General features: G+C 62.1%; 1 protein-coding gene. It reads left to right on the top strand.

Going from position 1 to position 264, the window contains the following annotated elements; all coding sequences use genetic code 11:
• The coding region (locus tag AAEZ08_RS23015; protein ID WP_500125192.1) for an efflux RND transporter permease subunit at nt 1-264 on the top strand (264 nt) is incomplete at both ends.

Here is a 264-nt window from a genome sequence, read left to right as displayed (position 1 = left end):
GTATCAATACGTGCTCAAGAGCAACGACGGCGCGACGCTCAGCACCTGGACCCAGCGCCTGACCGACAAGCTGCGCAGCAATCCGGCGTTCCGCGACATCTCCAACGACCTGCAACTGGGCGGCAGCATCACCCACATCAGCATCGACCGCAGCGCCGCCGCGCGTTTCGGCCTGACCGCAAGCGATGTCGACGAAGCGCTGTACGACGCCTTCGGCCAGCGCCAGATCAACGAATTTCTGACCCAGATCAACCAGTACAACGT

Origin of the sequence: Pseudomonas sp. E45-MNA-CIBAN-0222 (genome assembly GCF_040310405.1) — a bacterium.
Classification (GTDB): domain Bacteria; phylum Pseudomonadota; class Gammaproteobacteria; order Pseudomonadales; family Pseudomonadaceae; genus Stutzerimonas; species Stutzerimonas stutzeri_AC.
The sequence above is the reverse complement of the archived record's forward strand: the minus strand, read 5'-3'. Positions and strand labels throughout refer to the sequence as shown.